The sequence below is a fragment of the Ruegeria sp. BI7 genome, from assembly GCF_056537925.1.
The window spans coordinates 264,841-276,766 of the sequence record NZ_JBQFSK010000004.1 but is presented as its reverse complement, the minus strand read 5'-3'; the positions used below and the strand labels follow the sequence as shown (position 1 = coordinate 276,766).

Genomic DNA, 11,926 nt, shown 5'->3' with positions numbered 1-11,926 from the left:
TAACGATGATACAAATCTGACACTGACGCGGGATGGAGCAGCCCGGTAGCTCGTCAGGCTCATAACCTGAAGGTCGTAGGTTCAAATCCTACTCCCGCAACCATTGCAGTCGAACACAGTGTCATACGAGCCGCCTCAGGGCGGCTTTGTTCATTGTCGGACGCACCCAACGCGAGCAATCCCGCCAGTTCCCCAACAAGTTCAATCGTATACGTCCCATCATCCGGGATCAGCCTTATCTCAGACAGCAGCCCGCGAATGATGCATGTCGCTTCAACCTGCGAAGAGGGATCGCGCAATGCCGTGGTTAAATTGGCGACTTGTTTCCGATACACATCGGACAATCCGGGATGCAGCAAACCGCATCAAACCCCAAACCTGATGGGTCGACTGCACAGTCGTCAGAAACGTGTCCCACTCCGGGGTCAGTTCAGATTTGGCTTCAAAATCCTGCAACACCCCAACCGCACGCAAGGCACTGGCCAGATCGCTTTTGGTGGTGCTGAGGGTGTTGGGCTTCACCCCGCAGGCGGCGGGATGCAACGATGCCAGCAGTTTGCGCAGTTGCGGGATGTCTGTCGGAATGTCCGACGGAGGACGGTTCACGTATGTGCTGACGCGCGAGATCGCGGACAACTTGGACTGTTGACGTTTCTTGTCGGGGTCTGGATTTGACGTTCAGAACGTCCAGAACCTCGGCCAGTGTTGTCGGTAGCTGGATCTCTTGGTGATGTGTCATGATAAACCTCTCCGGTTTTAAAATTGGGGACAAAAGGGGACATTTGGGGACATGCAGACCCACGGCGGCCCTCTTGCGGACATTCGGGAAACCAAGGGCGTGAATTTATATCCAAAGTTCGTGTCCCCGTTTTCCCGAACGCTGAAAAAGGCGAATATTGTAAATATGTTAGAGAACATGTGCCGCAGCCTGATTGCCGCGTTGCTTGGCAAGGGCATGCAGATCTTTACGGGCGACGCGCCAATCACGGCCCAACTGAGTTGCAGGCAGTTTGCCGGATTTGATCCAGCGGCGAACTGTCTTGGTGCTAATGCGAAACAACGCGGCGACATCGCGTACGCTGAGATAAGCGGCATCCTCTGAAATCGGCAGATCAACCATGATCCACCTCCGCGTTGCAACTGTTGCAACGCTCCGCAAAATCCGACCGCGCTGCCTCGCGGGCCAACAGCCGCACAAGGTTGATCAGGGGTTCAGGAATAGAAAAATTGGGCGGGTTGCCCTTGGGTGCAGAAGACGAACACGTCATCGATACGTTCCTTATAAAGGAACCGCTCGAGACAATGATCGCGATGTTCTGGCTTCGGAGCGCACTCCAGACAACAAAACATTGACCTCAAACGAGATCAGGATCATTGCCAACGAGTGCGTCGAGGACGAAGTGCCGTCCTGTCCAATCCCAATATTGGCGGCCCAGCCATCACGGCTGGTAGGTTGATAGTTCTTTCAGTTTATCTGACGCGTTAAGTTATATCAACCTATTGTTTTATTTGCTTTTTATAGAAATTTGGGTTGCCGTGAGATCGAAAGTACTATGGCAGATTTTTCATAGTCTTCGTAATGGATGCTTCTCACAATAATGCAGCCATTCGTATGCAGTCCACCGAGCGACTGCTTGGAGCCCAAAGCGGACCAGCACCAAAACCCGTAATGTTCTCGCACGGACGAAAATCTTAAACTTCGGTCAATTTTACCATAGTAGCAGGCTTGCTTTTTGCGCCTCGAAACCTTTTGGCGTCGGAAAAAGCGAGCGCATCCTGGCAACAAGTTCAATCTCACCATCCAGCATCTTTCGGACAGTGTTCAACCAGTTATTGAAGGTTTCAGATTCCCAATGATCTTGGACCGCGGCTTCGTTCCTGAACACTTCGTAGAAATAGAAACGATTTGGGTTTGTTTCATCCACCATAATATGAAACTGGAAAACTTCGGGTTCTTCACTGACAACATTTTGCGCTTGGAAGATGCTGGCGTCCAAAAAGGGCTGCCGATACTCAGGTTTTACGTTGATCACGAAGAACCCACCAAACATTGCATCGTCCATATTTGTCTCCTTCATTGACCTAAAAGCGGCGAAGGTCGCAAAACACACCAGTCCTGCTGGATGGCGTTAACCTACAGCACTGCGATACCCATGAACCTAAGCGGGTATCCTTTCTTTATCTGCTTCACCCCATCCTAGCGCGCGTGCAAGTTCGTGTGACATTGTGGTAAGTGTATGGCCAATCTTTTCTCGCTTCGAAGGTGTAAACACCCGAAGAGACGCGGTAGCGCCGATTGAAAGCGTCGCACCAACACCTGTTTTGGTCAGCGTTGTTGCGACAGAACTGATCCCGCGCTCGAGCTCTTCAACACATACGGCATACCCTTTGGCTCGAATGACATCGAGTTCCGCGGCCAGATCCTTAGGGTCTGTAATCGTGCGATCTGTGTACCGCTTAAGCTGCCCATCCAATCGGTCTTGAGACAGCAGCTCAGGCGACACGGCGGCGATTGCCTTGGCGCAAGAGCACGCGTGCATTGGTCGTTTGCCCATACCTGGATGAAGAAAAGACACGCCCGTCTGCGGTGTCTCCACATGAATAATCTCAACCCAATGGCCCCGTAGCCGAGACAAGAAGAACGCAGCGCCATAGTCATTCGCGGCGCCAGAGAGGACAGGCGCAATCACCTGCAAAAGAGCGGGATCAGAGTGATCGCTCAACGTGATACGCTTTAGCCTAATCCCAATCGCGAACTCACCGCGGGTTGGTGTTTCAAGGAGGCCGGACAAAACAAGGTCTTGAACCAGCCTGTAGGCCGTCGGTTTAGGTATATCGGACTGGGCACAGATATCCGCTACGGACGCACGTCCTTTTTGACCCACGATTTCCAAAATCAGCGCTAATCGTTCGAGATGCATTTTTCTCACTTTATGATAACTAAGTTTTCGATATACGATACAATTTAGGGAATCAAGGGAGGAGCACACGATGGATGGACAATGCTGTGGACCGGGCTTCAAGAGTCCGCAAGAAGCCATCAAAGCCCCCCGAGAAAAGCTACTCTACACGATCGCCATCTACACCGGGACAGGGATCCAGAAACCTGATTACCTTGCTACTGTGGATGTCGACCCTGACAGCCCGACCTATTCTCAGGTAATCAATAGGCTGGAAATGCCGGGGATTGGGGACGAGCTTCACCACATGGGGTGGAACGCCTGTTCGTCCTGTCACGACGACGGCTCGATGTCCCGCAAATACCTGATCCTGCCAGGCGTACGCTCTAACAACCTTCACATCGTTGATACAGCCACTGACCCGCGTGCGCCGCGGTTGCATAAGGTCATCGACGGAGCCGAGATCAAGGCCAAGGCAGATTTATCGGGCCCGCATACGGTGCATTGTTTGGGCTCGGAAATCATCATTTCCTTCCTTGGAAATGCCAAGGGTGAAGCTCCTGGAGGCTATCTGCATCTCGACAAAGAGTTCAACATCGTCGGTCGCTGGGAAACCTCGATGGGCGATATCAAGTTTGGCTACGATTTCTGGTACCAACCGCGCCACAACGTGATGGTCAGTTCCGAATGGGCTGCGCCCAATACCTTCATGCCGGGCTTCGATCTGGAAGAAGTGGGCCATCTGAAATATGGGCGGGAGCTGCATTTTTGGGATTTCGAAAAGCGCGAACCGGTCGAAAGCTTCTATTTGGGTGAAGACGGGCTGTTGCCGCTGGAAGTCAAGTTCCACCATGACCCCGACAGCACGCATGGGTTCTGTGGCGCAGCTCTTTCGACCAATGTGATCCATTGGTGGCAAGACGATGCTAAAAAGTGGCGGTGGGAAAAGATCATCGACGTGGAAAACGAGATGCACCCCGAATGGCCGATCCCGTTGCCGGGGGTTATGTCGGCGATCCTGATCTCGATGGACGACAAATACTTGTACCTGAATAATTGGCTGCATGGAGATATGCGCCAGTATGACATCACCGACCCGCATAATCCCAAGCTGACCGGCCAAGTGTTTATGGGGGGCCTTTTGGGTAAAGCTCCGATCGTTAACGGGGTCGAGGTCGCGGGTGGTCCGCAAATGTTCCAGCTCTCTCTCGACGGACGAAGGCTTTATGTCACGACCTCGCTGTTTTCGACTTGGGATAACCAGTTCTATCCCGAGATCCGCGAAAAGGGCGGGGTTATGGTGATGATCGATTGCGACCCTGAAAACGGTGGCATGAAGATCAACGAGGATTTCATTGTGGACTTTGGCAAAGAACCGAATGGTCCATCGCGCTGTCACGAGAGCCGGTATCCGGGCGGTGATTGCACAAGCGACATCTGGCTATGACTATGTATACCGTGACGATCGCGAACAGAGATGGCGCGCAATACTGTGTGGATGCGCGGCGTCCACTTCTGGAAACGCTGAGAGAACAGGGCGTCGACTTGCCTTTTGGGTGCAAGTATGGCGGCTGCATTACCTGCGCGGCAAAACTAAAGACTGGCGCGATCGATCAGCGCCGACAGGTTGCGCTGAATAATCGGCAAATCGCGAACGGCTATGTGATCCTTTGCGTTGCACGTCCGACATCCGACATCACGCTTGAGATCGGGGTCGAGAGCCATGACAAGCTGTACCGCAATCCGTTTCTCGACCCTCTCAAACCCCACGAACTCAAGGCTGACATTGCGACGCCGAAGGAAGGTTAACCGATGCCCGAAGCAGATATCGACCGCATCTACGATTACGACCCCAAGTACCTAGCCGACATCCTGCAGTCGGTCAAAACCATTGCAATGGTGGGGGCTAGCGCGGACAAAACAAAATTCAGTTATGGCGTTCTGCGACAGCTCAGTGAAATAGGCTATGATATTGTACCAGTGAATCCTAACCCGAATGTTTCGGAAATTAGAGGACTCAAGGTCTACCACTCGCTGGAAGAGATCGACAAACATGTTGATATGGTTGACGTCTTCCGTCCAAAGGAAGAGTTATATGGCTTTGCCGAGAAGGCTATCGCAATCGGGGCAAAAGTTCTTTGGGGTCAAATCGGTGTGTACGACGACCAAGCAGCGCAACTCGCCGAAGCGGCGGGCCTTAAAGTCGTGATGAACCGATGCCCCAAGATTGAACTCTTCCGCCCTTTTTGGAAGCCGCGCCTGGACCTAAAGATATGATGGAAATTCGATTGGTAGCGGCCTTCTCAGCATCCAATGAGGGTGCCAATTGAGATATTGTGCTTACGGAAGAGAAGACAAGTAATCCTGTCACTCTACACAACCGCCTAGTCTAAAACCAAAAATGTCCGATTTGTTCGGAGAACCAAAGGCCGCTTTGTCCGCGAAGTAGGCATTGACTTGATGAACTTCCAATGACGGCTCTGCGAGACGAAGCTACCTGACGCAGACGCAGCGAAGTTGCTTCAAACAGGTCGTACAACTTTATCAAAACATCCGGACCACACAGTTCCCTCGGATCCATACCCTCAGCGCCCTAGTATTCAGACCTATGAAACAACGACAACTAATTCATTGACTTGAAGCCCAGGCATCCCGAAGGGTTCAGCTCAATTATCTCACTCCGGTATCTCGCAACTGAAACTGTCTGGGGAACTCGGATCGCCAGAGCCGTCATACGTCACAACGGTCGGGTGCGCGCAGATGATCCGTCCGCCTTGACCGGTAGGCTGACGTGTGACCGGATTGACATAAGGTGCATCAAGGTGTTCTGGCGCTAAGTCTGTGTCCAGCCACTCTTCCAGCGCAGCGATGTAGTTTGTACCGTCCGGTCCCGGCCCGCCCCGGCAATGGGTGACGCCAGGACGGACGAACAAACGCACGTCCTCGCGCGCAGCCGGATCAAACTCAAGCACCTTTTCGTAGTAGTCTATGGTGCCGTATGCGGACATCGATCCGTCCATCCAGCTGTTGTCGATTATCAATTTTCCACCATTGCCCCGAAACTCGGAGAGGTTCGGATCGTCGGCGTCGAGCGTCGGGCTGACGCGCGCGGCATGATGGGCGAAATCCGAAAAATCGTAACCCTCGTAAGTCCAATCCGGATCGCTGAGGAAAAAGTACCTGAACATCCCCATGGCAAAACCCCACGTCGCGTTCGGCATAGGGGGGGCAGGGAACACTTCCTCCGCGTTCTCTTCGCCGGGGTGAAAGTCGACGTCTGTACCCTCGACGTAACCGCCGGTGTTCCACAATGACCAGCCGAGCGGGTTGCCGGGCAATTCCACACCCATAGGCATGCCCGGCCATGACGAGCCGCCAAACTCCACCTCGCGGTAGAGGTCCACCGCAACCCGGACCTGTTTCTCGCTCAGGCACTGGTTCGCCTGACCGTCCCCGCACAGCAGGCTTGAAACGTCAAAAGTGCACTGACGCGGGTCATTCAATATCCCGTCCTCAAGCCCGTCTATCGCGTCGCATTCGTCCATGATTGCATTCCCGATCAGCGCCTGGGCATCGACGTCGAGTACCGGCGTCACAATCTGGTTCGGATCGGGGAACATGTTCATGGCGTCATACAACCAGCGACCGCCCAGTTCCTGCGTCCAGGAATAGGCTGGGGCACCGGCGTAAATCCCTTCGAACAGGTCCGGCGACCGCTGCGCCACCATCAAGGCCTGACCGCCGCCGCGGGAACACCCATAGAACAGGTTTCGTTCGATTTCCGATCCGTAAAACTCGGCGATGATCGCCTTCGCGGTGACAGCCGTCCGGTGCACCGCTTGAAACCCAAAATTTACTTGCCGTTCAAGATTGTTGAGCGCCCAGCTTGCGTCACCATTGTTGCCCTTATGGCCTGTATCCGTTGTGACAGTCGCCCATCCTTCACCGAGAATGTTCCCCGCCAAAAATGCCGCATTGTTGAAGTCGCCGGAAAACCCGCCCCCTCCGCCCATTATGAACTTTCCGTTCCAGTCGTCCGGAAGCAGCAGTTCAAATCCGGTCTCAGTACCGATTTCACCGACAACTCGGCAGTGTGCCGCCGGATCTGGCACTACCTCTGCACTCAAAATCCTGACATCGGGGAGATTTGGAATTGCTTCAACGCTACAATCGACGGCATTGGCGGCAGATGCGACGGCGACAAAGCCACCGACCAGAGCGCTAGCCACGAAGTTTTTGATATGCGTAAGGGGCATTAACTGGATCTCCTAGAGTGCGGCCCAGCGAGAGTTACAATTTCCAGCCAATTGTACAAGGCGGTCGAATGGCCGCCAAACACCGCACTCCAGTCACCTGACACAAATCCACAAACGACCGGGTCAAGACCGAACCAGCTGCTAGGTTGACACGCAGCGACCGAGGATTTTGAGCGGGTGTTGGACTATTGCACGTGGGTCGCTCAAAAATGTGGCGACCTGGCGTTCACCTCCATCGTTTTCGTTCGCCGAACCTTCGTGTTACGTTCGTTCGGTGAGGGTGAAGTGGGAGCGACGTGACGATGAAATCGATACTGACAAGCATTAGTTTAAGCGCGCTGATGACTGGCGCTGGTTTCGCCCAAACGTACGTGGGCGACGTCGCCGTCAATCCGGAGGATGTCCAACTGGGTCAAAAGCATTTCTCGCCTTTTGTCGACCAGTCCTTCCCTAATCGGGTATTCTGGGGAGATACCCATCTGCATACTTCCTACTCGACTGACGCTGGGATGCTAGGCAACGTGCTTGGCCCTGACGAGGCTTTTCGCTTTGCGCGCGGAGAGAAGATCCGAGGCTCGCTAGGTGAATTTGCCCAGCTGGTACGTCCGCTGGACTTCCTTGTTGTGGCGGATCATGCCGAGAATCTGGGCCTCGCACCCATGATCTCGGAGTCGAACCCGCAGCTTCTGGCCAACCCTTGGGGCCGGGAGGTTCATCGGTTGGTCAAGGCCGGGGATTACTTAGCCGCCTATGTCACATGGGGTGAGTCTATGATGGCCAACAAAGACCCGCTCGATGACGACGATCTGACCCGAACATTCTACAACCGGATTGTCGAAACCGCCGAGCACTACAACGAACCGGGTGTCTTTACCGCTCTGCATGGTTTCGAATGGACGTCCTCGCGGGATGCCAACAATCTGCACCGGGTGGTTATGTTCCGCGACAACGCTGACAAGGTGGCTGACATCGTGCCCTTCTCCAACTACGATAGCTCCGATCCTGAAGATCTCTGGGACTGGATGGAATCCTACGAGGTGCGCACTGGCGGCCGGGTCATGGCCTTTCCGCACAACGGCAACCTTTCTAACGGACTGATGTTCAACGATGTGCGTGAGAATGGCGAGCCAATTGACGCAGAATACGCGGAGCGCCGCATGCGGTGGGAGCCGCTCTATGAAGTCACCCAAATCAAAGGCGATGGAGAAACCCACCCGATGCTGTCGCCGAATGACGAATTCGCAGACTACTACTCCTGGGATCGGGGTAATTTCGGGACAGAGTTGAAATTGCCCGAGATGTTGCCGCGCGAGTACGCGCGGACGGCTTTGGCGCGAGGGTTGAAGTACGAGCAAGAAATAGGCGTCAATCCGTTCAAGTTCGGGATGATCGGGGCAACTGACAGCCACACTTCTCTTGCGACTGCGCGCGAGGACAATTACTTCGGAAAAGCCGCGGCCGGTGAACCAGGCAGCGGCGAAGACCGCTACGACGAGTTCCTTATCCAGCCTGATTTCCTTGGCGAAGAAGTCGCCGTGCGCCACTATGAGACACTGGCTTCCGGTCTGGCCGCGGCATGGGCGAGAGAAAACACGCGAGAAGCGATCTGGGACGCGTTCAACCGCAAGGAAGTTTACGCGACAACCGGGCCGCGCATGACTGTCCGGGTCTTCGCTGGTTGGGACTTTGAATCCGACGAGGTCCACCGCCCTAACTTTGCCGCCGAGGGTTATGCACGGGGCGTGCCGATGGGGGGCAATCTTTTCTCCGGGCCGGAAGGCGGCGCGCCGAAACTGATGATCCGCGCACTTCGAGATCCTGACGGCGCTAACCTCGATCGTATCCAGATCATTAAGGGATGGGTCGATATCGATGGCGAACCACGGACAAAGGTCTTCAACGCGGCATGGGCCGGGGAAAGGGAACTCGACGCTGCGGGCAACTTACCTCCTGTAGGTAGCACCGTGGAGGGCGCGAAATACACAAACACCATTGGCTCAGCTGCCCTCGGTGGTCATTGGGTCGACCCCGAGTTCGATCCTGCGCAGAGAGCTTACTATTACGTGCGCGTCCTGGAAATCCCGACGCCCTCATGGCTGGCCTACGACGAGGCCTACTTTGGCCGTCTCAACTTGCCGGAAGATGCAATCATGGAGCAGCAGGAGCGCGCCTATACGTCGCCTATTTGGTACTCACCGCAAGGCTGACATGAAGCCGTTCTCTAGCAGCGGTTGCTCCGCCCAAACGCTTCGCAGATATTTGGCCCAGATTCCTAGTTTTGGTTTTGCTGTCGACCGGACAAAAGCGTCAGGAAGTCGGGGGGCTGGCTATTCCGACAACGGCCGGGTCGTCAGTTCAAAATTTGGAGGCCAAAAGTGTTGGCCATCATGTGGCCCGCCTACTGCTGGCAATGCTCCCGATCGTGTTACTGTCCAAGATGCCGGCTGTATATGTTGACTTTATAATCGCGGAGCTTGGTGCGCCTGTGGCGCTGGGCGGGTTCCTGGTCGCGGCCATGATCCTGACGCATGACGTGTTGGCGGCTCTGGATTTCGCCCGGGTCAACCAGTTGCAACGCGCCGTAAATATCTGCTTTGGTTCAGCCGTCGCGACCATCGGCTTGACTATGCCGGCGGTCCTTGTCGCTTCAACAATGGTTGGCCTTCCAATTGAACTAGGCCTGGAACCAGCCGAAATTGCTCTGCTCGCTCTGACGCTGGCAATCAGCATAGTCACCTTTGTGGGAACCCGTACCAACTCGCTGCAGGGGTCGTACACTTGGCAGCCATCATAACTTTCGTGGTTCTGATCTTTGACACTTAAGGATCTAGGCTCATTTTAGCGCTCACCAAAAAGCACTTGTACTTTGGGTTATAAAGTTTCTGTCCGTTGCTATGAAGCTTGCTGCGACTTGTCGACAATATGAACCTGTTTTTGCGGTAACGGTGTGGACACGCCTTCGGCATCAAAGGCCTTCTTTCCTTTATCGATAAGGTCCCAGTATACGGACCAATAGTCGGCGGTTGCCACCCAAGGTCGACAGTTCAAGTTCACGGATGACTCGTCGATTGCGGCCATGAAAACTGCTGGCGCGGGGGTCTTTAGTACTTTTTCATGGTTGGCGCAGAGTTCCATCAGAATAGACTTGGCCTTATCGACATCATCCTCGTACCCAATTCGAAACACCATATCTACACGGCGTGTTTCAGCCGCGTTCACATTTGTTATCACGTCCCCCCAAACCGTCGAGTTCGGGACAATTATGAACTTGTTATCAAAGGTTCGAATGGTTGTTGATATGATGCTCATACCATAAACTTCGCCAGAAACTCCTGACACTTCAACGAAGTCCCCGAAGTCAAATGGCTTGAACAGCATGATCATCAAGCCGGCCGCCAAATTCCCCAGAGTCTCCTGCATCGCAAACGCAACGACAATCGACAGACCGCCGAAGATAGTCAAAATAGGTGCGAGGTAAAATCCCAGTCCAGACAGAAGAAGCATCAGCCCGGCAGCAAATGTTCCCCAGTAAACAGCTTGGGGAGCAGATTTTTTCAATGCCGCTGATAACCCACGCCGCCGATCCAAGGCTTTCTTGGTCATTCGACGCAGCAAGCGGGCAGAAAATCTGATCGCCCAAATCGAAACCAATACGATCCCAATCTTCTTTATGAAATCAAGGCCACCACTGCTCGAGAACATCCAACGGAAAGCGGTTTCAACTAGTGTCCAGTTGTCTGTTACGTAAATGAGTTCGGACACCAAAGCAGAAAGGTAGTCGCGGTACGGTTTGGTTTCCTCGGCTGACCCTCCCTTCTTCGTCCAGGCCTGCAAGGATGAGGAGTAGTTCCTTTGAATGCGGGTTCTTTCGTCATTCAGCTCAATGAGTTGTGCTCGCGCTATTTGCGTTTCATTGCTGTCCAAATCTTTGAGCGAACGTTGAATATCAACGGCTCTTTGTACGTTCTCCTGAAGGATTTTTTGCCAACCTAGAGTGACCTGTGAAATTTCCGCAGCCGTTAGCGGCGTTAACATTTTCCTTAAATCAGCATTGCTGACATCTGGATCGGTCGCAGCCTCGATGTAAGTCTGATTTCTAACAATTTCTGGCGATTCTTCCACGCTTAGAGTCGAGGGATCTTGTGTTTGGGATGCGACCGAGAACGGCATCGAGACCAGTAGCAAAGACAGCAACAATGCAAAAATGTGTACGGCAATAGACGCATCAAACGATCTGGCTGGTGTGTTTCTACGACCTACTGATCGAGTGTGGTGGAAGATGCGGAATGTTTCCACTGTGACCATCCCTATTTTCTAAGCTGGCTGCAATCAGTACCTTTTGGACAGTGTTGCTTCAAGTGCCGAGAACCAGCGGCATTCTCGCGACCGAAGATCAAACCTATTATATTTGACATGAGCCGGACTTGCCCTGTCCTTCCGCGCCCGAGTCTTGGGAACCTTTCGAGTTCCTTTTTTTGCGGCGAAATCGGTGCAACTCTGAGGTCAAAACCGCGGCCGGAACTCCCAATTTGCGGCACACAAACATCGAGCTAGTTCTCAATGAAGATGGTGAGCAGTCGTTGGCTGCGTGGCAGCGCCGATATTCCAAATGAACGTCTACATGGGGCTCAATGCGGTCATACAAGTGTTTTGAGAGGAACGTCTGCTTTCAGAAAGAATACGCTTTTACCACGCATTTTAACTGCGTTCGACAACGGCGGTTGCGCCCTCCCGCAACCAGCGAATAACTAATAATATCAAATACTTAAA

The 11,926-nt window shown here is 53.6% G+C and carries 11 protein-coding genes and 1 tRNA gene; 6 read left to right on the top strand and 6 right to left on the bottom strand.

Annotation, left to right across the window (positions count from 1 at the left end; translation table 11 throughout):
* Positions 1-26: 26 nt before the first annotated feature.
* Positions 27-103: transfer RNA gene (locus ACR0JB_RS12795), tRNA-Met, on the top strand.
* 170 nt (positions 104-273) lie between these two features.
* Here the strand turns inward: ACR0JB_RS12795 and ACR0JB_RS12790 are convergent.
* From ACR0JB_RS12790 to ACR0JB_RS12775, 4 genes are all read right to left on the bottom strand, one after another.
* On the bottom strand, positions 274-636 hold the full coding sequence (locus ACR0JB_RS12790) for a hypothetical protein (protein WP_170397010.1): 363 nt from the start codon (positions 634-636) through the stop codon (positions 274-276).
* A gap of 271 nt (positions 637-907) precedes the next feature.
* The gene (locus ACR0JB_RS12785; protein WP_170397012.1) at positions 908-1,120 is read right to left on the bottom strand and encodes a helix-turn-helix domain-containing protein; all 213 of its coding nucleotides are present in this window, start codon (positions 1,118-1,120) and stop codon (positions 908-910) included.
* 589 nt (positions 1,121-1,709) lie between these two features.
* The gene (locus ACR0JB_RS12780; protein WP_010437910.1) at positions 1,710-2,063 is read right to left on the bottom strand and encodes a putative quinol monooxygenase; all 354 of its coding nucleotides are present in this window, start codon (positions 2,061-2,063) and stop codon (positions 1,710-1,712) included.
* Positions 2,064-2,159: 96 nt separating this feature from the next.
* Positions 2,160-2,921 (bottom strand): IclR family transcriptional regulator, encoded by a 762-nt coding sequence (locus tag ACR0JB_RS12775; protein WP_170397014.1) that lies wholly within the window; start codon positions 2,919-2,921, stop codon positions 2,160-2,162.
* Positions 2,922-2,991: 70 nt separating this feature from the next.
* On the opposite strand from ACR0JB_RS12775, the gene ACR0JB_RS12770 reads away from it, so the two are divergent.
* Genes ACR0JB_RS12770 through ACR0JB_RS12760 form a run of 3 tightly spaced genes read left to right on the top strand, consistent with a single transcriptional unit; the run spans position 2,992 to position 5,177 of the window.
* Entirely contained in the window at positions 2,992-4,347 is a 1,356-nt protein-coding gene (locus tag ACR0JB_RS12770; protein WP_170377337.1) for a selenium-binding family protein, read from the top strand.
* Positions 4,344-4,709 (top strand): 2Fe-2S iron-sulfur cluster-binding protein, encoded by a 366-nt coding sequence (locus tag ACR0JB_RS12765; protein WP_170377340.1) that lies wholly within the window; start codon positions 4,344-4,346, stop codon positions 4,707-4,709. The genes ACR0JB_RS12770 and ACR0JB_RS12765 overlap by 4 nt, the downstream gene beginning before the upstream one ends.
* A gap of 3 nt (positions 4,710-4,712) precedes the next feature.
* Positions 4,713-5,177, top strand: coding sequence for a CoA-binding protein (locus ACR0JB_RS12760; RefSeq protein WP_170350251.1), 465 nt, complete (start codon positions 4,713-4,715; stop codon positions 5,175-5,177).
* Between the two features lie 398 nt (positions 5,178-5,575).
* Here the strand turns inward: ACR0JB_RS12760 and ACR0JB_RS12755 are convergent, their stop codons facing one another.
* Complete coding sequence (locus ACR0JB_RS12755) at positions 5,576-7,156, bottom strand: tannase/feruloyl esterase family alpha/beta hydrolase (protein ID WP_170397016.1); 1,581 nt, start codon at positions 7,154-7,156, stop codon at positions 5,576-5,578.
* A gap of 302 nt (positions 7,157-7,458) precedes the next feature.
* Between ACR0JB_RS12755 and ACR0JB_RS12750 the strand changes: the two genes are divergently transcribed.
* The gene (locus ACR0JB_RS12750; RefSeq protein ID WP_170397017.1) at positions 7,459-9,363 is read left to right on the top strand and encodes a DUF3604 domain-containing protein; all 1,905 of its coding nucleotides are present in this window, start codon (positions 7,459-7,461) and stop codon (positions 9,361-9,363) included.
* Positions 9,364-9,545: 182 nt separating this feature from the next.
* On the top strand, positions 9,546-9,950 hold the full coding sequence (locus ACR0JB_RS12745; protein WP_174821469.1) for a calcium:cation antiporter: 405 nt from the start codon (positions 9,546-9,548) through the stop codon (positions 9,948-9,950).
* 98 nt (positions 9,951-10,048) lie between these two features.
* On the opposite strand, the gene ACR0JB_RS12740 is transcribed toward ACR0JB_RS12745, so the two are convergent.
* Positions 10,049-11,452, bottom strand: coding sequence for a mechanosensitive ion channel family protein (locus ACR0JB_RS12740; protein ID WP_170397019.1), 1,404 nt, complete (start codon positions 11,450-11,452; stop codon positions 10,049-10,051).
* Between the last annotated feature and the right edge of the window lie 474 nt (positions 11,453-11,926).